Origin of the sequence: Bradyrhizobium sp. CCGUVB14, from assembly GCF_024199935.1 — a bacterium.
Classification (GTDB): Bacteria; Pseudomonadota; Alphaproteobacteria; order Rhizobiales; family Xanthobacteraceae; genus Bradyrhizobium.
Genome location: NZ_JANADS010000001.1, coordinates 1160278 through 1179345 on the forward strand (window position 1 = coordinate 1160278; position 19068 = coordinate 1179345).

Sequence of the window (19068 nt, forward strand, 5' to 3'; positions counted from 1 at the left end):
GTCAGCCGCATCGTATCCTCCTGTCCGTTGACAAATTGCGGCAGCCGCGCGAATGCGCGCGGCGCCGATCAGGCAGCTTGGTTACGCCGCTGCTTTGGTCTCTAGTTTCTGGACATTGTCCGCCGGCGCGTCGTTGATCGCGATACGTCGCGGCTTCATGGCTTCCGGAATCTCCCGGACCAGGTCGATTCGGAGCAGTCCGTTTTCGAAGGATGCGCTCTTAACCTGAACGTAGTCCGCCAGGTCGAACTTCCGCTTGAAGCCGCGCGTAGAGATGCCGCGATGGATGAAATTCCGCTCGGCATGATCCGGCTTACTGCCCTCGATGGTGACCACGTTCTGTTCGGCCGTGATGGCGATATCACTTGGCGCGAAGCCCGCGACCGCCAGCGAAATCTGATAGCGGTCCTCGGAGAGGCGTTCGATGTTGTAGGGTGGGTAGTTGTCCTCGCCGGCGCGCTGCGCCATCTCTGCGAGGTCAAAAAGGCGGTCGAAGCCAATGGTCGAACGCCAGAGGGGCGATAAATCGTAAGTGCGCATAGCCAAATCCTCCAAGAGAGCAAGATGGTTACGAGCGGCACCGGACACGACCGGTGCCCGTCTCATTTACCCGGACCCATAAGGCGTCCGAATCCCACGTTCCGTGACGATCGGAAAATTAGCAAAACCGTTTTCGGTTTCAAGAGGGGCCGAAAAAATTCTAGCAAACGCGCGCGCGAAATGCGGATTATCGAAATCGGTGGCACGGCCAAGAACTTAGTGCGACTCCGCGGCACGGTTTACCAATTGATTACGGCAAGCCCTTGGTCAATGCCCGCGGCTTCCGTCCGACTGCATGGGCGCGGGCTGAAAAATTTCACTCGAGCGGTCTTGCGCGAAGCCGATTCGACTCCCAGTTCGTTTTTCGCCCGGGGGCCGGTTCCGGACCCGGATTTTGGACATCGCTGAACCTGTGAGGAGGATGTGCATGCATTTCCGTCCATTGCACGATCGCGTGCTCGTGCGCCGCATTGATGCCGAAGAGAAAACGTCTGGCGGCATCATCATTCCCGACACTGCCAAGGAGAAGCCGCAGCAGGGCGAGATCATCGCCGTCGGCCCGGGAGGCCGCAACGAGCAAGGTCAACTCGTGCCGCTCGACGTCAAAGTGGGCGACCGCGTGCTGTTTGCGAAGTGGTCGGGCACCGAGGTCAAGATCGACGGCAAGGAACTGCTGATCATGAAGGAGAGTGACCTTCTGGGTGTGGTCGAAAAGACCGAAACGCTCAAGAAGGCTGCGTGAGCTGACAGTCATCGAAGAGAAAGGAGATTTTCAAAATGGCTGCCAAGGACGTGAAGTTTTCGACCGAAGCTCGCGAGCGGATGCTGCGGGGTGTGGACACGCTGGCGAATGCGGTGAAGGTCACGCTCGGTCCGAAGGGGCGTAACGTCGTGATCGAAAAATCGTTCGGCGCGCCCCGCATCACAAAGGACGGCGTTACCGTCGCCAAGGAGATCGAACTCGAGGACAAGTTCGAGAACATGGGCGCGCAGATGGTGCGCGAGGTCGCTTCCAAGACCAATGATCTCGCGGGCGACGGCACCACCACCGCGACCGTTCTGGCGCAGGCGATCGTCAAGGAGGGCGCCAAGGCCGTTGCGGCCGGCATGAACCCGATGGACCTGAAGCGCGGGATCGATCTGGCGGTCGACGCAATCGTGACCGACCTCAAAACCCACGCCAAGAAGGTCACTTCCAACGATGAGATCGCCCAGGTCGGCACCATCTCGGCCAATGGTGACCCCGAGATCGGCCGCTACCTCGCCGAGGCCATGCAGAAGGTCGGCAACGAGGGGGTCATCACAGTCGAAGAAGCCAAGAGCCTGAACACCGAGCTCGAAGTGGTCGAAGGTATGCAGTTCGACCGCGGCTACGTCTCGCCCTACTTCGTTACCAACACGGAAAAGATGCGGGTCGAGCTCGAGGATCCCTACGTGCTCATCCACGAGAAGAAGCTTTCGGGCCTGCAAACCATGCTGCCGCTGCTCGAGCAGGTCGTGCAGTCCGGCAAGCCGCTTCTGATCATCGCCGAGGAAGTCGAAGGCGAAGCGCTCGCCACCCTCGTCGTCAACCGTCTGCGGGGCGGGCTAAAGGTCGCCGCCGTCAAGGCGCCAGGCTTTGGCGACCGGCGCAAGGCCATGCTGGAGGACATCGCGATTCTCACCGGCGGCACCGTGATCTCAGAAGACCTCGGCATCAAACTCGAAAACGTCAACGTGAAGATGCTCGGGCGCGCCAAGAAGGTGGTGATCGACAAGGAGAACACCACAATCGTCGACGGCGCCGGCGCCAAGAAGGACATCGAGGCGCGTAGCCAGCAGATCAGGGCGCAAATCGAGGAGACGACCTCCGACTATGACCGCGAGAAGTTGCAGGAACGGCTGGCGAAGCTTGCCGGCGGCGTCGCGGTGATCCGCGTCGGCGGCGCGACCGAGGTCGAGGTGAAGGAACGCAAGGATCGCGTCGACGACGCATTGCACGCGACGCGGGCAGCGGTCGAGGAAGGCATTCTGCCGGGTGGCGGCGTGGCGCTATTGCGCTCGCTGAAGGCCCTTGAGGGCATCAAGATCGCCAATTCCGACCAGAAGGCCGGCGTCGATATCGTGCGCCGCGCGGTCCAGGGACCTGCCCGCCAGATCGTGCAAAACGCGGGTGAGGACGGGTCGGTGGTGGTCGGCAAGCTTTTGGAGCACCAGAGCTACAACTGGGGCTTCAATGCCGCGACAGGCGAATACCAGGACATGGTGAAGGCCGGCGTCATCGATCCTGCCAAGGTCGTGCGCACCGCCCTGCAGGACGCGGCTTCGGTCGCGTCGCTGCTTATCACCACGGAGGCACTGGTAGCTGACAAGCCGAAGAAGACGGAAGCCGCGCCGTCTCCCACCATGGACTTCTAACGCGCATCGGGCCCGGCTGATCCGGCCGGGCCCACCTCTCACATCAAGCAGAAAGGGCAATTCGCAAGAGCAAGGGAGCTTCAGATGAACAGCTCACATCAATGGCGTCTGGGGCTGGCGCGCCACATACTCGATTGGGGCATGTGCGCCGCAAGCGTCACGACCATCATCTGGATCTGTTTTCGGACGGTAGGAGCATGAGATGATCAAGGATCAGTTCACATTCTCCGCTCGGGCGGAGAGCACCCACAATATCCTACGCAATCTCGTCGCAGTGACGCTCGGAGGTGTCATTGCTTTGGCGCCGTTTGCAGCCCAAGGGTCAAAAACGACGTCCTCGTTGCGGGCGGCAAACGGCGGCTTCGAACAAATTGCGCTGCCGGCGATTCCACAACTGGACACGATGCCGTGGCTGAGCTGGCCGCAAGCGCCCTCTACGGTGAACGTGGACACGCTGCTCTCGCCAATGCTGGATGCACCCCGGTTGAGGTTCGACCTGTTGCCGATTCAGCGCGAGGGGACCCAGACTACAACCAGCTAGTCCGGGTGGAGCGGCCGGTTGATCCGGCCGCCCCAAACTTCCGTGCGAGCTGTGAGGACTCCCCATGCCGTTTGAACCCGCTGTTGGCGACGCGGTTGCGTTTCTGATCGAAAGCCAGCGACGCGTTATTTTGCATTGCGAAAGGCTCTTGCCCGCCAACGACCTCACCCCTGAGGATCGCACTCGCCTCGTGCGCCTGCGCAATGCCGCCGAAGCGGAGCTGGCCCGTCTGACGTACGCCGAGGCCGCATGATCCGGACGGAAAAATGCGACCCGATTGAACTCGAAAAATTCTTGGACGCCCTCTTGAAATCAGTTGCCTTTTTTTTAAGTCATTTTTCGCCGCGAGAGCGGTGTGCCGGACGCCAGTTTCGGGGCCGGCATGGGCGCCGGACCGGGCTTCCGATCATACCGTAAGTACGGTCTTGCGTTCCTTCGTATCCATCTTGCTCTTTGGAGGACTTGGCTATGAGGACACTCGACTTCGCGCCGCTGTGGCGCTCCACGATCGGCTTCGATCATCTGGCAAACCTTGTCGATTCGACGCTGCGTCAGGCGACTGAAGATAACTATCCCCCCTACAACATCGAACGCTTCGGCGAAGACCACTACCGCGTGACCCTGGCAGTGGCCGGCTTCGGCGTCCAGGACATCGCTGTGACGGCGGAACAGAACGTGCTGACCGTCGAGGGCAAGAAGCCCGACGGTGCCGCGCGCGAATACCTCTACCAGGGTATCGCGGCCCGTCCGTTCCGGCGCGTGTTCAACCTCGCTGACTATGTCCAGGTCAAGCAGGCCTCGTTCCAGGATGGTCTGCTGACAATCGATCTGGTGCGCGAGGTGCCGGAAGCGATGAAGCCGCGCCGAATCGAGATCGCAACGGCGGCTTCCTCCTCACCCCAGATCGCGCAGAAAAAGGCAGCTTAGGCGCGATTGGAGCATCGAGACGGGGCGTGTGGCGCGCGCAGCGTCCGCACTCCCTGTCCCCATGAACAAGTGAGGTCAAACAATGGCTATTCGTGATCTGATTCCGTGGTCGAAAACCCAGGAGCTTGCGCCCGCTCGCGGCAGCTTCGATCCCTTCCTGACCCTGCACCGCGAGATGAACCGTCTGTTCGACGATGTGTTTCGAGGCTTTGGCAATCCAGGCCTGTCGCCGTCGATGGAAGGTCGCCTCGGTTGGCCAAAGGTCGAGCTCAGCGAGACCGACAAGGCATTGACCGTGTCGGTCGAACTGCCGGGGATGAACGAAAAGGACGTTCAGGTTGAAATCACCAAAGGCGTCCTGACTATCCGCGGTGAGAAGAAGGCCGAACGCAATGGCGAAGGCCGATACGTCAGCGAGCGGTATTACGGCGCCTTCGAGCGCCAGATTCCGCTCGACGACGTGCAGGAGGACAAGGTTGAGGCGACGTTCAAGAACGGCGTCCTGACTGTCTCGTTGCCCAAATCGGACAAGCCGCGCGAGGGCGTGAAACGCATCGCGATCAACGCTCCATGATCAGAACAGGAAGCGGCGGCTCCGCCGCCGTTTCTCACAACGGCAATCCCTTGGAAAGGAGAGATAAGGGAGACACGACGATGACGAACACCAATGCAAATACCCAGAGCCTTCATCCGATCTTTTACCCTGCCACGCACTACGATTCCCCGACGAGGGTGTTGAACGACAACGAGCTCTCCGCGCCGGAGAAGCGCGTCATCCTGTCGTCCTGGGCCTCCGACATGTATGCGGTGGAATCCTGTCCATGGCTGCGCGAAATTCCTGGCATGAGCCATACGGTCCAGCTCGCGGATATTCTCGCAGCCTTGCGCAAGCTCGACGGCGACAATGACGATGATGACCCGCCGCGTGGTGGCGGCGTGCCGATGCGGCTGCGGCGGCCTTGGGCCGCCGCAGAACGGAGGGCCGCATGATGGTCACGCATGCTGTCCTCGGCCTTGTCCTGTTCGGCCATATGGCTGCGGCCTGTGTCGTTCCCTGCGTCGCTCTGCAACGTGCGATGTGGCTGCCGGCAAGCGCTTGAGCCGGCTCCCGCAAATATCATGGTGCACAAGATGAAAAATGGTCGAGTAATCCAATTGGCCCTGTTGGTGTTGACGCTGACGTTTGGGACACCGTCTCTCGTGACTGCGCAAGTTCCCGATCTCAAGACCGGGGCGCCGATCCCGACATTGGCGCCGCTCGTTCGCCAAGTCACGCCTGCGGTCGTCAACATTTCCGTGCACGGTCGCGTGCGTGAAGACAATCCCCTCTACCGTGACCCGGTGTTCCGCGAATTCTTTGATGTTCCGAAGCAAATCGAGAAAGAGGTCAACGCAACCGGCTCCGGAGTGATCGTCGATGCTCTGCGCGGCTATGTACTCACCAACAACCACGTCGTCGAAGGCACTTCCACCGTGCAAGTCACCACGAAGGAGGGCCGACAGTTTTCGGCCAAGGTGATGGGTCGCGATCCGCCGACCGATGTGGCCGTGTTACAGATCCAGAGCCCCGTGGGGCTCAAGGCGCTTGCTTTTGGCGACAGTGACATCCTGGAGGTCGGTGATTTTGTGCTCGCGATCGGCAATCCCTTTGGTCTGGGTCAAACCGTAACCTCGGGTCTGGTCAGCGCACTCGGCCGCACTGGCCTCGGCAAGCAGGGCTTTGAGGATTTCATTCAGACTGACGCGGCGATTAACCCCGGCAATTCCGGTGGCGCGCTGGTCAGCCTGCGCGGCGAGCTGATCGGAATTAATTCAGCGATCATCTCGCCTGCGGGAGGAAACGTCGGGATTGGCTTTGCGATCCCCGCCAATATGGCGCGGAGAGTGATGGAGCAAATCGTTGCCACCGGCCATGTCGAACGCGGCCGTATCGGCGTTTCTCTGCAGGACCCGCGGCCGTCCGGCGCTCGGGCCGAAGGCGCTTTAATAGCTGAGGTTCTGCCAAACTCGCCGGCAGAAGTAGCCGGTCTGCGCAAAGGGGACATTGTGACAATGGCCGACGACCGTCCCATTCGGTCGGCTGCGCAATTGCGCAACAAGGTCGGCTTGGCGCGAGTCGGACAGGAGTTGAAATTAACGCTTCAGCGAAGGGAAGGCATAAGCAGTGTCGTTGTCAAAGTGGCGCCCCGAATGGAGCGAGGCGCGGCAGTTTCCCCAGGTGACTTCGGATTGACGAGCCGGCTATCGTCTGCAGGCCCTGCGGCGCCCAATTTCAGTGCTGCTCCGGCTCACGCAACCGATGGCCATCTCCCGGGCTTGAGCCGTGCTTCATAGTCCCGTGTCGCATCAATTTCCTACTTTCGAGATCATCCTGCAGCCCAAGGGCCGGCGATGGCGCTGGCGTGTATGTTCAACAAGTGGAACAATCGTCATGCAGGGTTCGCGAAGCACCCGTGCTGCTGCGAGATACGATGCGCATAGTGCGTTATTTCTCCTGCTGCTCTCGACAACCAGCGCGGGCTGGCCCCGGAGGTAGAGCGGAGGTAGAGGAGCTCGGCTAATTTATGATCGCTCTGCTATTTCCACGAAGCCTTTGCGAGCGATCATAGAAGGCTTTTTCGGTCTCCGGGCGGCTCTAGTAATTACCCCCTTCCTGTATGAGGCCCGGGGCTGTTGTGGCTTTAGAATCGGCGCCCCGACCGGCTCTGACCCGCCCCCCTGAGGGAGTACGCCACGCTTCGAGCAGCATCTTGAAGCATTGGCTGCCATTAGGGGATCGCGTCCCGCGCGGCGGCAACGTCGGCATCGGATTTGCGATTCCCGCTCAGGGTGATGGAGCAGATTATCGCGACGGTCATGCGTAAGCCGCCGCTCGCCGAAGATGGCGGGGAAGTGACCTCGCCAGATCGAACACAGGCGACGTCCCGCTACCGGCGGGCGGTGGGACCGTTGCAGCGTTATCCTTCGCGGTGGCAGCTAGCGAGCGGGCTTTCCATACGCGCCGCCGGGTTCGCCGACCCGGCGATCAGCAAGCTGAAAGCCGCCTAGGTAGATCACACCGAGCGCGAATACCGCGGTTCAGTGATTTCGAAATCGAACCTGCCGTCGCTGCTTGGGGTTAGCGCACGCGCCATCGTTCTTACGCGTCATCTGCTCGATTCGTTCGGAATAACGAAATTCGCCGCGAGCGGTTGTTCTTCCAACTACCGACAAAAATACCGACAACACGCGCGGCTGGAGCGAATTTTTACGCATGTTTTCAATGTGCGTTGAGAATTTTCCCGAAAATCTGGAATCGAACCATCAATGTAAGCTATTGTTATTATTGATGTTTTCGTCTTGGTGCCCCTGGCCGATAATCGACTAGTCGCATAACAAATTGAATTTGCGATACTTTTAGTCGTCGGTTGCCTCAGATACCGACGGGAATACCGACAAGATGATGGACGGGAGGCGCTCGCAAAAAATAAATTTGCGAGCGCTCTGCAGCGCGCACAGTCTTGCGGTTCTTGTCTTCATGATCGCCGGCCGGAGTCGAACCCGTCTCAGACTCGAAATCTTTTTGGGGAGGCGGGCGAGCGCTTACTACTGCGGTCGGCGAACGCAGAGAGTTGAAGTACGTCTGCGAATCTCTCGGTTCGCGGTCGCCGTAAACTTGGCGCGGAAGATTGGAAGAGATGTCAGGGCCTCAGCTTGTGTGGGTTGGTAGCGCTCCCCCGCTACCAATTGTACGACTTTGTACGCCAGACCACGATTTTCTGCGATTTCGTACTCCCTTGGATGCGTGCCGCGGTCGGCCTTCGTTACAAATCATCGACAAGCCCTTCTCGTCCATTCCTGCTTCGGATGCTATCTCGTAAGAGCGAGGGCCTCCTTGCATCGTATCGCGAACGTCACGAGGTACTCGCCGATCTCTGCGCTCAGCGCAACGCTGGGCTCGATGTCCTGCGTGCTCATATTGAGCGCGTAGACCGGCCAGCCTTCGAGGACGATGGGAGCAGCGACGGCGAGCACGCCAGGCTGCCAGGAAACCGCACAATACCCATCACGCCTAACAGCGCGGATTGATTTCTGCACTTCACTGAATAACGCCTTTGTAGCGGCGACGGAGCGCCGTTTGAACCGCGCGATGAGGCGGTCGCGATCAGCATCCGGAGTTCCTGCAAGATAGGCGCGCCCAAAAGGGGTCGTCGGCGTGAAGCCGATGCCGAAGCCGGGCTGGCAACTCGACCTCGTGAAGGGCAAGTACGACAAGTCCTATGCGATGTTCCACAACAGTGTTACCGAGGGCGTCAAGGAAGTGTCGTGGAGCGGCAATCTTCCCGATGACTATTATGAGGAGTTCGTCGTCGCCGTTTACCTGACGGACGATCTGCAGCCCGGACGCACGCTGTATTTCCCTGTTGTGCAGGAATGCGAGAATGGTGTGCACCGCTGGATCGAGATCCCCGCCGACGGCAAGTCCGCAGGCGATTACAAGGAGCCCGCACCGGGTGTGAAGCTGCTGCCGAGACAATAGTTGTCACGGTCTGCTCGTGGCCCATCACGTCATTCTGCGGTTGCACGGAGGCGTTCGGTGTCGGCGCTAAGTGGACATCACTCATCATTTATAAGTACGCGCCCCAGCTAATCGGCAATAGGAATCTCAATTGCGACTGCGGCCAGTACACCTAAGCCGCTACGCGCCGAGATATTTCCCGGAATGGCGGAACGCCGGTCTGGGTGGACTGTTGCCTCCACGGCGGCGGAATCTTCGCGAGGAGCGGGACAGTCTCCATCGCGGGCGGAGCGGCGTAACGCCCGCTTGGTCGCGATCAAGCCATCCCTCCAAGCAAGAGAAATATCATGAACAGGTCGAAGCCAACCCATTTCCGCAACTCGTTGAATTTGAGAGACAAGGTGCAGGTCAAGATCCTGCGCAAGCGGCTCAAGCTGACGGATGAGCAGTTTAGCAGCGTCCTTCGCAAATCGGGCATTTCAATCTCGGCTATCGCCAAGGAAGCCGCTACTTTGAAGTAACGAACAGCAGCGACGGGCATGAAGATAGTCTTGTCTCCATTGTCTTGCGACGCGATTGATTGTCTTTTTGATTGTCCCAGTAGCTCAATCGCGACAGATGCTTTCAGATTCGTCGGCGTATCGCCAACGATATAGCGCCCGGGCAACCGGATCACGCGGCGCGAACATGGCTGGGTTACTGACTGCCGGCCGGTCATCACTCATTGAACACCAGCCGTCCGCCTTAATGCAGATCTCGACTCGAGCGTCCCTTTGCGCTCGATACGGATTATTTGTCCCACCGTTGTGAGCTTCCGTCCATTTTGCCGCGTCGGAGGCCGTTAACTTGTCTGCATCATTCTCGCACTGCTTTGCGATCTGAATCAGACGGTCGCGGGGAAAAGCATAGTATCTCACGGCATGGGGAATCAGCGCGAGCGCAATGGCTGCTGCCAACGTGAGCTTGATCAATCTCAGCAAATGGCGCCCCAACCGGCAAACAAAACAGTAGAAGAATGCTCGACAGGCTTCACCTCGGGGCCGCACGCTGCGCCAAGGTATTTCACCGCTTCACAGGCTCAGTCGGTTTCGCGGTATCCCATGGGCGTTTGCCGGACGCGTCACGATCCCATGAGCGCGCAACCGATGCTGATTTCTCTTCCAATACATCTTTAGCGCGTGCGGCCTTGATCTGGTCGCGAATTGACATTTCTGTTGCAGCAGGCGCTTGCTCGGCCGCTCGAACATTAGCACTGGATGACAAGAAGAGGATCGCGCCGACCACCAAGATCTTTTCCATCAATGCCGATAGCACGATCACCCGTTGTTGTCCGATCTATCTTCGACCCCAACGCGGAGCTAACAACAACGATCGCCTTCCACGCAACGCAGTCGACGCAGTGATAGTCACCCGAAGGCTGCCGTGCAGCTTACGCAGGTGTGCCAGGCTAGACAGCGGACTTTGAGATCCTCGTGCGGGCCGTCGGACCAGCAACCATTTTCTGCCACATCTCTTGTCCTCCATCACCGATCGAGGCTGCACAAGGGGCATCGGTCGCTGGCACATGGAACTCCCGTCTGTCTCCGGAGTGCGTCATGACCCGGTACTATTTCGATCTCGTCGACGATGACGGCCTGTTCCTTGACGAGGAAGGTCTGGAACTTGCTGACTTTCGGGCGGCGCAGGTTGAGGCGGCAAAGTCATTGGCCGACATGGCACGGGATGCGACGTATGAATCTGGCAGTTCTTCAAAGCGCCATATGGCAATTGCGGTACGGGACGACGCCGGTCCCGTGATGCATGTGGGGTTCGAATTTGGCGACGGAGGGCGGCAACAGTGACAGGGCCTATAGGTGCCGGCGTTGCTCCTCGATCCACCTTCGAGCATCCATGAGGTGGCCCCTCGTCGCGCCGCAATAGCGGTCAAGCGTCCGCCTCAGGCTTGACTGCGCCGCCTACCTCTTTTTTGCCGACCCGAAATCCGGCTGCCAGGCGACCTCTTTCCGGCTGGGCTGTGCTGCGATCACCTTGGCTTTTTCCTTCTTCGGCTTCTTGGCTTCGCGATTGCCGCGTTGCTGTCCCTTGGCCATGACGTCCATCTCCTGTTGGGGTCCAAGTTCTTTCAGTTCGTCCGACTGCAGGATGCGCCCGCGAGGCGTGCAGACGCGGACATCCATGTAACCGTCGCGCAGCAGCTTTCGCGCGAGCCGCAGTGCAACGATCGCGCTGCCACGGCCGAGATTGGCGCTGCCATATTCGTTGGTCCCCATGACCAGGTAAGGCACGCGCGTTGCCTTAGCCATTGAGGATGGCCGCAGCACACACCAGAAGCAAAAGGAATAACGGAACGATCACCGGCGGGACCATCCATTCCGAGGCGCGAACGCGACATCGAGCGCTCCTGCAACTCTGTCGGCGGGAGCGCACGTGACCCTCAGTCACCGGTCGATGCCGTTGAGAAGTGCGGTGATGCGACAACCCTACGCCTGCGAGGCGCCAATAGCGAGTGCTAAAACGCAGTTCGGGCAAGGCTGCACTGCGACGTCAGCGCGCGGCAATGGCGAATGTGCTGGCTATTGCTCAATGACGGGCGCATGGTCGTCGCTGTCGGTCGGTTAGGGCCCCTCTTGCAAAAAGGCAGGCGTGCATGACCATCCGCTCACGGCGAGAGACCTTCACGTTCAGACATCCGTTCCGAATCCGCGGCATCGAGCGGCTGCTGCCCGCCGGCGCCTACGAGGTCATCACTGATGAAGAAACGATCGAGGGTCTCACCTTCTCGGCCTATCGCCGTATCGCGACGATGATTATGGTGCCGGCGGAAGGCGTTCGCGACTCAATGGAGATGCTCTCGATCAGCTCAGGCGATCTCGCCAATGCGCAGGCTGCGGATGCGAGCGCCGCGCATGACTGACCATCCCGTAGATCTCGACAAGCATCGCGGCATGGCTGCGCAGAAGGCTACCGATCTGCGCCGCGCGCTGGCAGACGTCGAGGCCCATGTCAGGGAATTGCGTGAGCGGGAGGCCGAACTTGAACACCGCATGATGACGGTGCCCGCCGCTTCCTGGCCGGAGGCTGCGGTCAAGGCGCGGCACCTGCTCAACCTCTATGCCGCGAGCCTGCCCGCCGAGGATACGAGGCACCGGGCGCTGGTCGCGTCGTTGCTCGACGACTTCGTCCGGCTCTCGGGCGAGGACTGATGGCAGAGCAACTCTCCGCACGCGCGATCGTGCCAGCAACGGTCACTTAAAGGAGGAAGCCATGACGCTCACGAGCGGTCGCTACATCGGCCACGAATATGACCGGATGATCGTGCTGTTCTCGATGCAGGACGGCGGTAAGGAAATTCCCTGCGCGATCTCGACCACCGCGATGGACTATCTTGAGCGCGGCCCGCAGGTCCGCCCCGAGCAGCGCGAAGCCCAATTCGTCCGCCTACGCGACCGCATCGAGGCCCGCGCGGCCAGCAAGTATCGAGCGACGGAACTTGAAGGAGATCCTCGGGGTATCGTGCTGCGCGGCATCGATTTCAGAACCTAACAACATGCCATGTCGTGATCTGGGAATCGCTTAGGCCAATTCTTCACAAGTTGGCCCCGGCGCCCGATAACTCGCCCAGCAGAGACGGACAGGCCGATGCTCAAGACAACGTCAATGCGTTCTGGACGTCGCAAGGAACCCGTAAGCGACTGAAGGCCAGTTAACGATCAATAGTTTTTCTTGAACGATCGACGCGGACGGCCCTGAACTCCGATGGTCCCTCGATCAAACGCTGCCTTCGCATCGCTTGATCGTCGCCATTCGCAGAATCCTCTCGTCTATAACTTTGCCAGCCAGGTGAGCGGCACGCGCGCGTTGGGTCAGAATGCGATGATCACTCGTGCCCGTCTTCGTCATCTCGATCTCCTGGATTACAGACCGCGACTGAAATCTGGCAGCTATGCAGCCCCGCTTTTGCTGCGTCGAACTCGGCGCAACCACCATGGCAATTAATCTATGGCAATAACGTTCCTCTACGCGAATTCCCGTTACGCGCGCTCCTTGCCGGCGATCTGCGGCAAGGGAGGCTTGCGCTCGGGAAGCTTCTTTTTCGGGGGCGCCGGCAGCAAACCTTCCCTGATGGCCTGCTTCCGAGCGAGCTTACGGGCCCGGCGAATAGCCTCGGATTTTTCGCGCGTCTTTCTTTCGGAAGGCTTTTCGTATGAGCGCCGCTGCTTCATTTCGCGAAAGACACCCTCGCGTTGCATCTTCTTCTTCAGAACACGAAGGGCCTGGTCGACATTGTTGTCGCGAACAAGTACCTGCAATTGACATTCCTCGCTGGGCTGCGAATGCGCAAGTCCTGCATGCAGCCAACTGCGCAGGAGTCTCGTGGCGATTGTGATGATAGGAGTGACGGCCTCTTATTCCGCCAGCCTCGAACACGCCGGTCTATGCGTCACGGCAATCAAGTTCGGCAGAACAACGTGACTACTATCAGCCGCGCTGTCAATGGATAGCGCCGTCACCACACGTGTTTGGCGCCTCTCGCTGGCAAAGAACGCGCGCCCCAAAGCGCTCACCTAAGAACGCTCTCGAAAACAGTTTTGAGCATTGCCTTGCAAAAAGCCGAAAAAGATGTATATTGAAACTACTCGATTAGCCGCTGTGCCTTGTTGAACGCGCCCGCGGGCTCCTTTTCCAAAGACATCGACGAAGTTGAAGTAATCGCGTGATCGTCACGCGATGCGCGCTCGCGCGCTTTGGAGAATGAAAATGACGAGAGGTACTGTTAAGTGGTTCAACGGCCAAAAAGGCTTTGGATTTATCCAGCCGACCGACGGCAGCAATGATGTGTTCGTTCACATCAGCGCGGTCGAACGGGCTGGCCTTGCGGGTCTCGCCGAGGGCCAAAAGGTTAACTTTGAGGCCAAGACCGACAAGATGCGCGGCAAAGTGAGCGCCGAAAACCTCTCGCTGGCTTGATTTGTCGACGCCGCTTTCACGGATGTACTGAAACGGCAGGCTGCCCGCTCGATCTTCGGATGGAGCGGGTTTTGTTTTTCATAATGCGGGTTGAGCATGATCGCCAGGAAATCGGCAGAGCAGTCGCCCGAAGGCATCGCGCTCGAACCGCAAGCGATTGGCCGCTGAAGACGGCGCGCGGGCATTGGCTGACGCGGAACGGCAGGCCATCGAGGTGCGAAAGAACATGGCGCGCCTCCGCGAGCTGCGTGAGGCCAAGGAAGTTGCCGACATCGCGTTTCGGGCATCGCTGCCTGCGCCCGCACCGACGAAGCGCAAAAACAGGTCGGCGCGATAGTCGAACTCGCAATCGCACGGCATCATCGTGAAACCGAATTGCACGGGCTGGGTGGATGCCTAGAGTCAAAGCAGACGGCGGGGGAACGGTCACTTTCATGCTTGCGCTTGGCGCAGCACGGCAGATTTGCAGGCTTACAACGACGTTTCAGACCGACAAGCAGGCCTTCAGTTATCTTCACAAATATCGAAAAGAATTCGAGCATATCGCCCGTGCGCGGCTCGCCTCCGGCGAGCTCGAAAACGGAATCGTCGTGCTCTCGATGCTCTAGGACGTGGACTCATTAAGGCGTAGCCATAGTCTGATTGACGCAAGTTGAACGAATGTGAGATAGTTGGCGGCGAGCCTATCGTAGCGCGTCGCCACCCGACGACATTGTTTGATCCTGTTGAAGAACCGCTCGATCTGGTTGCGGGCACAATAGAGATAGGGGCTGAAGCAGATCGGTTCGCTGCGATTGCTTTTCGGCGGGATGTTGGCCCACGCGCCCTTCTTCATGGCAAGCTCTCTGATCCAGTCCGCATCGTAGCCACGGTCGGCAAGCAGCATTGACCCCGATTTCAGGCGAGACAGCAGTTTTCCGGCGAGCCGAACGTCATGGGCCTCACCTGGGCTCAGCGCCAGCCGTACCGGCAGACCATTGCCATCGACCACCGCATGGATTTTGCTCGTCAAGCCGCCGCGTGACCTTCCCATCGATTGGCGCTGGTTTCTTGTGATGCAGGCTCCATGCTGATGCACGCGGACAATGGAGGTATCGATCATCTGGACAGCGGCATTATGCGCAGCGGCAAGTGCATCTATGATGCGGCCCCAGACACCGGCCCGTCGCCAGCGTACGAAGCGGTTGTAGCAAGTAGTGTATGGGCCAAAAGCTTCCGGCAGATCTCGCCAAGGTGCTCCAGACCGCAAGACCCAGAATATGCCATTTAGGACACGACGGTCATTCACTCGCGGCACGCCACCGGGCTTGTTGGGAAGCAGCGGCATTATGCCAGTCCATTCGTGATCCGCGAGTTCGTAGCGCATGATTTGAGCTCCAGTTTGGGAGCTTGAATCACGGTGGTCTGAACAAACGCAATGCTCTTCGCGCGACCATGTGGAACCGCAAGGGACCACGAGCCGGAGGGACACGAAATGCGTTTGACGAGAAGCGAGCGTTTGTGGTTCGATCGGTGCAACCGCAGATTTTGCCCTTGGTTTTTTGATTGAACCGACTGCTAAGTGCGGAGGCGTGTCATGTCAGCCAGCGCGACCCTGATCGGCCAGTCCAGCTTCGATTTCATCTGGTGGCTTTGCCTGGCGATCCTTGTCGGCCTGTTCATCGGGGCTGCATGGTGCCTCTATTGGCTCGGCAAACTTCCCGGCGAGACGGCCTCCCGCCGAGGCCATCCGCAGGCCACCGCTATTGCCGTGTGCGGGTGGCTTGGCTTGCTGTTTCCGCCGCTCTGGCCCGTGGCACTGATCTGGGCCTATCTCGTTCCTGCCGGCCGCGAACCTGCCCCGCCGCCGGACCTTACCGGCCTCAAAGACGCTCTGAAGACGACCTCGGATCGCATCGCGGAGATCGAGCGGCAGCTCGGAAAGGCGGGCGCTCGATGATCCCGGCCATGATCGCCTCGGTGTTGATCCTCTACTGGTACTGGCGCGAGAATCAGCCGAAGCCCGGCGAGCCGGAGCCCGGCAGCGCCGAGGCACTGCGGCGCGAGCTGGCGGACCTCAATGCGCGGCTCGACGGCATCCGCGACCGGCTTGCAAGGAGCTGACCCATGCAATGGCCGCTCTTCCTCGGATATGCCGCGATCGTCTGGCTGATCTTTGTCAAGTTCAGGCTGATCCGCCTGTCGCTGCCGATCGCCATCGTACTGGCCGCCGCCGGGCCGCTGCTGTTCATCTACATCCTGTGGGCGATGAACTTCTACCATCCGGGCTCAAGCGACGTGCAGGTGCTGCGCCGGGTCGTGCAGATCGCCCCGCGCACCTCAAAGCCCGGCCGTGTGGCGGAGGTCGTCGTTGCCCCGAACAATCCGATGAAGAAGGGCAGCGTGCTGTTCACGATCGACCCTAAGCCGTTTCAGTTCGAGGTCGAGCGGCTGAAGGCCTCGCTGGCGGCTTCCCAGCAGGGCGTATCCGAGTTGAAGGCCGCCCTCGACCAGGCGATTGCGGCGCGCCAGCGAGCCCAAGCCCAGACCGCGCTGGCACAGCAGAGCTACGACCGCGAAGCGCAGCTTCTGAGCCGCAACGTGGTCGCGCAAGCCACGGTCGACACCGCCAAGCGCGACCTCGACGCCGCGACTCAGGGAGAGGTCGGCGCCCGGGCGGCCGAGGAAGCAGCCAGGCTCCGCTTCACCTCCAACGTCGGCGGCGAGAATACCACAGTGGCGCAAACGCGGCAGCAGCTCGAGGCGGCAGAGAACGACGTGGCCGAAACCAAGGTCGTCGCGCCCTGCGACGGCTTCGTATCCAACGTCAACATCCTGCCTGGGCAGATCGTCAGTCCGGGGAGCGCCGTGATGCCGTTCGTGTGCGACGTCGCCGAAAGCAGCCGCGGCAGGGTGGTGGCGACATTCCCCGAGGGATCCTTTCTCGGCGTCAGCGCGGGCGATGCGGCCGAGGTCATCTTCCCGATGTATCCGGGGCTCGTCTTCACCGCGAAGGTGGTCGACACCGTCGACATCACCAATGGCGGCCAGATTCCGGTCGGCGGCGTCATCGCGGCGCTGACGTCGTCGACGAGCCCTCCGCCGCGCTTTGCTGCGGTCCTGCAGCTCGACGACGCCAACCTTCGCCTGCCTGCCGGCGTGCGCGGCGAAGCGGCCGTCTACACCGACCGCGTTCCTTTCGCCGGCACCTTCCGCAAGGGGGTGCTCCGCACCAGCAGCATCTTGAACTATCTCGCGTGGGGCACATGATCCGAGGGCCGTCCGTCCGAACGACCAAGTCTGCAGGAGGTTAGAGGCATGTCGAATTCACCGATCAACCGACGCGATGCCCTTCTTGCAAGTGCAGGGATACTCGCCACGGCCGCTGCGCCCGCATCGGTATCCGCGCAAGCGCCTCAATCATCGCCGTCGCCGGTTGGCGGCTCAACAATCCTCAAATCCCAGAGCCTGGCGCCGCTGATGGGCGCGCCGGTGCAACTCGGGAAGGCGGAGAACGGCGCGATCGTCAACCAGGCCGCGCTCGACGCCCATGCGAAGACGTTTCCGCCGCGCCGGGAGACGATCAAGGTCGCCGACAACATCTGGGTGATGCAGACCCCGAGCGTCGGATCGGCCTTCATCGTCGGCACGGACGGCGTCATCGTCTGGGAAACCGGCGACAACCTGGAAGACGGCAAGATCTACAGGGAAGAGATCCGTAAGGTCACCGACAAGCCGATCAAGGCCGTGCTGTACAGCCACTCGCATGAGGTGCTCGGCACGGCGCCCTTGCTCGAAGGCGAGAAGGACGTCCTCATCATCGGTCATCCGAACCTGAACGCCAACCTGCAGACCTCAGGAGTCGGCGCCTATTTTCCAGAGACCGAGCCGCTGCAATGGGCGCGGGTCTACCAGTATTTCAACGCGTTCCTGCCGAACGAGGGCCCCGACGGCAAATGGGGGCTCACGGTCGAATTGGGCGCGCGCGGCTTCGTGCCGGTCAACCATCCAGTGAAGCACGGGGAGGAGATGACGATCGCCGGCATCCGCTTCCAGTTCTTCACGGAAGGAAGCACCGATTCCAGCGACACCATGCTGGTCTGGATGCCCGACCAGAAGGTGGCGTTGAATAACGTGCTGTGGCCCTACGCGCCCAACATCTACACGCCGCGCGGCTCGCTGTGGCGCGATCCGCGCGCTTGGCGGGATGCCACGCGCGTGCTGCGCGATCTGCAGCCGGAAATGCTGATCGGCCAGCCGACGCTGACCCTGAAAGGCAAGGATGCGATCTTCGCCCACCTCAACAACTATCTCGACTTCAGCAATCTGATGCTGGACCAGACACTGCGGGGCATCCTCAAAGGTCTCGGCCCGGAGGACCTGATCGACTTCGTGCAGTTACCGGATCACCTGCGCAACGATCCGTACCTCGCCGAAATCTACGGCCTGTTCGCATGGTACCCGCCCTACATCGCCGAGTATGCGCTGGGCTGGTGGGATGGCGACGCCGCGACTCTGTTCAGGTTGCCACGGAAGGAGGTCGCATTGCGCCTCGTTCCAGCGCTCGGCGGTCGGGACAAGGTGATCGCACTCGCCAAGGAGGCGCAGCAGAACAAGGAATACGCGTGGGCATTGGAGCTCGTCGGCTACCTCTGGCGGCTCGACCCCGGCGATACCGAACTTCGTCAACTCAAGGCCGATCTGCTGCGGACCGCCGCGCAGCATACCACCTCGATGATTGCGCGCCCGGTGTCGCTGACGGCAGCGCTGGCGCTGGAGGGCAAAGCTAAGGTCCCGCGGCTGGTGCCGCCGACGCTTGAGCAGGTCAAGTCGTTCGGCCCCGGCGAATTCGTCGACCGGCACCGCGTCCGAATCGATCCGGTCAAGGCCAAGGACACCGACGCCATGATCCGGTTCGAGTTCACCGATGCCGACAACAAGGCGGTGGCGCTGCACGTCCGGCGCGGCGTCGTCGAATATGTCCCGGATGCCGGCCGCTACTATCGCAAACCGGATTTCACGCTCGCACTGACGCGCGAGGGGTGGACCAAACTCTATCTCAACCAGGCGACTGTCGCGCAGCTCGCCGACAGGAACGAATTGAAAGTCGTCGGCGACGCGGCAGCTTGCGACCGTGTGTTGGACTTGTTCGACAAGTTCGAGCCGGAAAAGAACACACTGGTTCCAGCCAGCGGCGTCGGTCGGCTCTGAAATCCGG

General features: G+C 60.4%; 26 protein-coding genes and 2 pseudogenes. 22 read left to right on the forward strand and 6 right to left on the reverse strand.

Going from position 1 to position 19068, the window contains the following annotated elements:
• Nucleotides 1–81: 81 nt before the first annotated feature.
• The gene (locus tag NLM32_RS05565; RefSeq protein WP_254128257.1) at nucleotides 82–540 is read right to left on the reverse strand and encodes an Hsp20 family protein; all 459 of its coding nucleotides are present in this window, start codon (nucleotides 538–540) and stop codon (nucleotides 82–84) included.
• 427 nt (nucleotides 541–967) lie between these two features.
• Here NLM32_RS05565 and groES point away from each other — a divergent pair, with 427 nt between their 5' ends.
• The 11 genes and pseudogenes from groES (at nucleotide 968) to NLM32_RS05625 (ending at nucleotide 9424) form a co-directional block, all read left to right on the forward strand.
• On the forward strand, nucleotides 968–1282 hold the full coding sequence (groES, locus tag NLM32_RS05570; protein ID WP_254128258.1) for a co-chaperone GroES: 315 nt from the start codon (nucleotides 968–970) through the stop codon (nucleotides 1280–1282).
• Nucleotides 1283–1317: 35 nt separating this feature from the next.
• Entirely contained in the window at nucleotides 1318–2937 is a 1620-nt protein-coding gene (gene groL / locus NLM32_RS05575; protein ID WP_254128259.1) for a chaperonin GroEL, read from the forward strand.
• Between the two features lie 202 nt (nucleotides 2938–3139).
• Nucleotides 3140–3478, forward strand: coding sequence for a hypothetical protein (locus tag NLM32_RS05580; RefSeq protein ID WP_254128260.1), 339 nt, complete (start codon nucleotides 3140–3142; stop codon nucleotides 3476–3478).
• 64 nt (nucleotides 3479–3542) lie between these two features.
• Complete coding sequence (locus NLM32_RS05585; RefSeq protein WP_254128261.1) at nucleotides 3543–3731, forward strand: hypothetical protein; 189 nt, start codon at nucleotides 3543–3545, stop codon at nucleotides 3729–3731.
• 215 nt (nucleotides 3732–3946) lie between these two features.
• The gene (locus tag NLM32_RS05590; RefSeq protein ID WP_254128262.1) at nucleotides 3947–4405 is read left to right on the forward strand and encodes an Hsp20 family protein; all 459 of its coding nucleotides are present in this window, start codon (nucleotides 3947–3949) and stop codon (nucleotides 4403–4405) included.
• Between the two features lie 82 nt (nucleotides 4406–4487).
• A complete protein-coding gene (locus tag NLM32_RS05595) occupies nucleotides 4488–4979 on the forward strand; it encodes an Hsp20/alpha crystallin family protein (RefSeq protein WP_254128263.1) in 492 nt (163 codons plus the stop codon).
• Nucleotides 4980–5059: 80 nt separating this feature from the next.
• Nucleotides 5060–5395: a hypothetical protein gene (locus NLM32_RS05600; protein WP_254128264.1), complete on the forward strand. Its 336-nt coding sequence runs from the start codon at nucleotides 5060–5062 to the stop codon at nucleotides 5393–5395.
• Between the two features lie 129 nt (nucleotides 5396–5524).
• Nucleotides 5525–6739 carry a trypsin-like peptidase domain-containing protein gene (locus tag NLM32_RS05605; RefSeq protein ID WP_375143522.1) on the forward strand — a complete coding sequence of 405 codons (1215 nt, stop codon included), beginning with the start codon at nucleotides 5525–5527 and terminating at the stop codon, nucleotides 6737–6739.
• A 498-nt stretch (nucleotides 6740–7237) separates the two neighbouring features.
• Nucleotides 7238–7453, forward strand: a complete 216-nt coding sequence (locus tag NLM32_RS05610; protein WP_254128265.1) for a hypothetical protein — start codon at nucleotides 7238–7240, stop codon at nucleotides 7451–7453.
• Nucleotides 7454–8582: 1129 nt separating this feature from the next.
• A pseudogene (locus NLM32_RS05620) lies at nucleotides 8583–8924 on the forward strand (YcnI family protein); the annotation flags it as partial.
• A gap of 326 nt (nucleotides 8925–9250) precedes the next feature.
• A complete protein-coding gene (locus NLM32_RS05625; RefSeq protein WP_080669711.1) occupies nucleotides 9251–9424 on the forward strand; it encodes a DUF3606 domain-containing protein in 174 nt (57 codons plus the stop codon).
• Nucleotides 9425–9508: 84 nt separating this feature from the next.
• On the opposite strand, the gene NLM32_RS05630 is transcribed toward NLM32_RS05625, so the two are convergent.
• Nucleotides 9509–9874, reverse strand: a complete 366-nt coding sequence (locus tag NLM32_RS05630; RefSeq protein ID WP_254128267.1) for a hypothetical protein — start codon at nucleotides 9872–9874, stop codon at nucleotides 9509–9511.
• Nucleotides 9875–9965: 91 nt separating this feature from the next.
• Complete coding sequence (locus NLM32_RS05635) at nucleotides 9966–10223, reverse strand: hypothetical protein (protein ID WP_254128268.1); 258 nt, start codon at nucleotides 10221–10223, stop codon at nucleotides 9966–9968.
• A gap of 275 nt (nucleotides 10224–10498) precedes the next feature.
• Between NLM32_RS05635 and NLM32_RS05640 the strand changes: the two genes are divergently transcribed.
• Nucleotides 10499–10744: a DUF6894 family protein gene (locus NLM32_RS05640; RefSeq protein ID WP_014491569.1), complete on the forward strand. Its 246-nt coding sequence runs from the start codon at nucleotides 10499–10501 to the stop codon at nucleotides 10742–10744.
• Nucleotides 10745–10858: 114 nt separating this feature from the next.
• Here NLM32_RS05640 and NLM32_RS05645 read toward each other — a convergent pair whose 3' ends face one another.
• Nucleotides 10859–11206, reverse strand: a complete 348-nt coding sequence (locus tag NLM32_RS05645; protein ID WP_254128269.1) for a hypothetical protein — start codon at nucleotides 11204–11206, stop codon at nucleotides 10859–10861.
• Between the two features lie 344 nt (nucleotides 11207–11550).
• Between NLM32_RS05645 and NLM32_RS05650 the strand changes: the two genes are divergently transcribed.
• The 3 genes from NLM32_RS05650 to NLM32_RS05660 all read left to right on the forward strand — a co-directional run bounded on the left by NLM32_RS05650 (nucleotide 11551) and on the right by NLM32_RS05660 (nucleotide 12446).
• Nucleotides 11551–11817, forward strand: coding sequence for a hypothetical protein (locus tag NLM32_RS05650; RefSeq protein WP_254128270.1), 267 nt, complete (start codon nucleotides 11551–11553; stop codon nucleotides 11815–11817).
• Nucleotides 11810–12106, forward strand: coding sequence for a hypothetical protein (locus tag NLM32_RS05655; RefSeq protein WP_014491572.1), 297 nt, complete (start codon nucleotides 11810–11812; stop codon nucleotides 12104–12106). The genes NLM32_RS05650 and NLM32_RS05655 overlap by 8 nt, the downstream gene beginning before the upstream one ends.
• Nucleotides 12107–12167: 61 nt before the next feature.
• Complete coding sequence (locus NLM32_RS05660; protein ID WP_014491573.1) at nucleotides 12168–12446, forward strand: DUF1488 domain-containing protein; 279 nt, start codon at nucleotides 12168–12170, stop codon at nucleotides 12444–12446.
• Nucleotides 12447–12934: 488 nt separating this feature from the next.
• Here the strand turns inward: NLM32_RS05660 and rpsU are convergent, their stop codons facing one another.
• The gene (gene rpsU / locus NLM32_RS05665) at nucleotides 12935–13213 is read right to left on the reverse strand and encodes a 30S ribosomal protein S21 (protein ID WP_014491574.1); all 279 of its coding nucleotides are present in this window, start codon (nucleotides 13211–13213) and stop codon (nucleotides 12935–12937) included.
• Between the two features lie 448 nt (nucleotides 13214–13661).
• Between rpsU and NLM32_RS05670 the strand changes: the two genes are divergently transcribed.
• From NLM32_RS05670 to NLM32_RS05680, 3 genes and pseudogenes are all read left to right on the forward strand, one after another.
• Nucleotides 13662–13871, forward strand: a complete 210-nt coding sequence (locus tag NLM32_RS05670; RefSeq protein WP_254128271.1) for a cold-shock protein — start codon at nucleotides 13662–13664, stop codon at nucleotides 13869–13871.
• 96 nt (nucleotides 13872–13967) lie between these two features.
• Nucleotides 13968–14208 (forward strand): annotated as a pseudogene (locus tag NLM32_RS05675) (transcriptional regulator).
• A 55-nt stretch (nucleotides 14209–14263) separates the two neighbouring features.
• Complete coding sequence (locus NLM32_RS05680) at nucleotides 14264–14479, forward strand: hypothetical protein (protein WP_309144830.1); 216 nt, start codon at nucleotides 14264–14266, stop codon at nucleotides 14477–14479.
• Here NLM32_RS05680 and NLM32_RS05685 read toward each other — a convergent pair.
• Nucleotides 14476–15237 carry an IS5 family transposase gene (locus tag NLM32_RS05685; protein WP_254128273.1) on the reverse strand — a complete coding sequence of 254 codons (762 nt, stop codon included), beginning with the start codon at nucleotides 15235–15237 and terminating at the stop codon, nucleotides 14476–14478. The genes NLM32_RS05680 and NLM32_RS05685 overlap by 4 nt on opposite strands.
• 210 nt (nucleotides 15238–15447) lie before the next feature.
• Here NLM32_RS05685 and NLM32_RS05690 point away from each other — a divergent pair, with 210 nt between their 5' ends.
• Genes NLM32_RS05690 through NLM32_RS05705 form a run of 4 tightly spaced genes read left to right on the forward strand, consistent with a single transcriptional unit; the run spans nucleotide 15448 to nucleotide 19061 of the window.
• Entirely contained in the window at nucleotides 15448–15810 is a 363-nt protein-coding gene (locus NLM32_RS05690; protein ID WP_254128274.1) for a DUF3302 domain-containing protein, read from the forward strand.
• Nucleotides 15807–15974: a hypothetical protein gene (locus NLM32_RS05695; RefSeq protein ID WP_254128275.1), complete on the forward strand. Its 168-nt coding sequence runs from the start codon at nucleotides 15807–15809 to the stop codon at nucleotides 15972–15974. Before NLM32_RS05690 ends, NLM32_RS05695 begins: the two co-directional genes overlap by 4 nt.
• A gap of 3 nt (nucleotides 15975–15977) precedes the next feature.
• Entirely contained in the window at nucleotides 15978–17120 is a 1143-nt protein-coding gene (locus NLM32_RS05700) for an HlyD family secretion protein (RefSeq protein WP_254128276.1), read from the forward strand.
• 48 nt (nucleotides 17121–17168) lie between these two features.
• A complete protein-coding gene (locus NLM32_RS05705) occupies nucleotides 17169–19061 on the forward strand; it encodes an alkyl sulfatase dimerization domain-containing protein (RefSeq protein WP_254128277.1) in 1893 nt (630 codons plus the stop codon).
• Nucleotides 19062–19068 lie beyond the last annotated feature (7 nt).

Bases quoted from the DNA above. Each gene is read 5' to 3' on its own strand.
- NLM32_RS05565 (WP_254128257.1), bottom strand. From the start codon at position 540: ATGCGCACTTACGATTTATCGCCCCTCTGGCGTTCGACCATTGGCTTC.
- groES (WP_254128258.1), top strand. From the start codon at position 968: ATGCATTTCCGTCCATTGCACGATCGCGTGCTCGTGCGCCGCATTGAT.
- groL (WP_254128259.1), top strand. From the start codon at position 1,318: ATGGCTGCCAAGGACGTGAAGTTTTCGACCGAAGCTCGCGAGCGGATG.
- NLM32_RS05580 (WP_254128260.1), top strand. From the start codon at position 3,140: ATGATCAAGGATCAGTTCACATTCTCCGCTCGGGCGGAGAGCACCCAC.
- NLM32_RS05585 (WP_254128261.1), top strand. From the start codon at position 3,543: ATGCCGTTTGAACCCGCTGTTGGCGACGCGGTTGCGTTTCTGATCGAA.
- NLM32_RS05590 (WP_254128262.1), top strand. From the start codon at position 3,947: ATGAGGACACTCGACTTCGCGCCGCTGTGGCGCTCCACGATCGGCTTC.
- NLM32_RS05595 (WP_254128263.1), top strand. From the start codon at position 4,488: ATGGCTATTCGTGATCTGATTCCGTGGTCGAAAACCCAGGAGCTTGCG.
- NLM32_RS05600 (WP_254128264.1), top strand. From the start codon at position 5,060: ATGACGAACACCAATGCAAATACCCAGAGCCTTCATCCGATCTTTTAC.
- NLM32_RS05605 (WP_375143522.1), top strand. From the start codon at position 5,525: ATGGTGCACAAGATGAAAAATGGTCGAGTAATCCAATTGGCCCTGTTG.
- NLM32_RS05610 (WP_254128265.1), top strand. From the start codon at position 7,238: ATGGAGCAGATTATCGCGACGGTCATGCGTAAGCCGCCGCTCGCCGAA.
- NLM32_RS05625 (WP_080669711.1), top strand. From the start codon at position 9,251: ATGAACAGGTCGAAGCCAACCCATTTCCGCAACTCGTTGAATTTGAGA.
- NLM32_RS05640 (WP_014491569.1), top strand. From the start codon at position 10,499: ATGACCCGGTACTATTTCGATCTCGTCGACGATGACGGCCTGTTCCTT.
- NLM32_RS05645 (WP_254128269.1), bottom strand. From the start codon at position 11,206: ATGGCTAAGGCAACGCGCGTGCCTTACCTGGTCATGGGGACCAACGAA.
- NLM32_RS05650 (WP_254128270.1), top strand. From the start codon at position 11,551: ATGACCATCCGCTCACGGCGAGAGACCTTCACGTTCAGACATCCGTTC.
- NLM32_RS05655 (WP_014491572.1), top strand. From the start codon at position 11,810: ATGACTGACCATCCCGTAGATCTCGACAAGCATCGCGGCATGGCTGCG.
- NLM32_RS05660 (WP_014491573.1), top strand. From the start codon at position 12,168: ATGACGCTCACGAGCGGTCGCTACATCGGCCACGAATATGACCGGATG.
- NLM32_RS05670 (WP_254128271.1), top strand. From the start codon at position 13,662: ATGACGAGAGGTACTGTTAAGTGGTTCAACGGCCAAAAAGGCTTTGGA.
- NLM32_RS05680 (WP_309144830.1), top strand. From the start codon at position 14,264: ATGCCTAGAGTCAAAGCAGACGGCGGGGGAACGGTCACTTTCATGCTT.
- NLM32_RS05685 (WP_254128273.1), bottom strand. From the start codon at position 15,237: ATGCGCTACGAACTCGCGGATCACGAATGGACTGGCATAATGCCGCTG.
- NLM32_RS05690 (WP_254128274.1), top strand. From the start codon at position 15,448: ATGTCAGCCAGCGCGACCCTGATCGGCCAGTCCAGCTTCGATTTCATC.
- NLM32_RS05695 (WP_254128275.1), top strand. From the start codon at position 15,807: ATGATCCCGGCCATGATCGCCTCGGTGTTGATCCTCTACTGGTACTGG.
- NLM32_RS05700 (WP_254128276.1), top strand. From the start codon at position 15,978: ATGCAATGGCCGCTCTTCCTCGGATATGCCGCGATCGTCTGGCTGATC.
- NLM32_RS05705 (WP_254128277.1), top strand. From the start codon at position 17,169: ATGTCGAATTCACCGATCAACCGACGCGATGCCCTTCTTGCAAGTGCA.